The 255-nt window shown below is 51.0% G+C and carries 1 pseudogene; it reads left to right on the top strand.

Annotation, left to right across the window (positions count from 1 at the left end):
* Positions 1 to 255: pseudogene (locus N8M09_RS11010) on the top strand (MSCRAMM family adhesin SdrC); the annotation flags it as partial.

Genomic DNA, 255 nt, shown 5'->3' with positions numbered 1-255 from the left:
GCTTGCTGAAGCTGACGCACTTGTTGATGCTGACTCAGATGCGGATGTGCTTGCTGATTCTGAAGCACTTGTTGACGCTGACTCAGATGCTGATGTGCTTGCTGAAGCTGATGCACTTGTTGACGCTGATTCAGAAGCTGATGTGCTTGCTGACTCGCTTGCACTTGTTGACGCTGACTCAGAAGCGCATGTGCTTGCTGATTCTGAGGCACTTGTTGAGGCTGACTCAGATGCGCTTGTGCTTGCTGATTGGCT

The sequence above is a fragment of the Streptococcus mitis genome (assembly GCF_946190375.1).
GTDB lineage: Bacteria > Bacillota > Bacilli > Lactobacillales > Streptococcaceae > Streptococcus > Streptococcus mitis_CJ.
The sequence above is the reverse complement of the archived record's forward strand: the minus strand, read 5'-3'. Positions and strand labels throughout refer to the sequence as shown.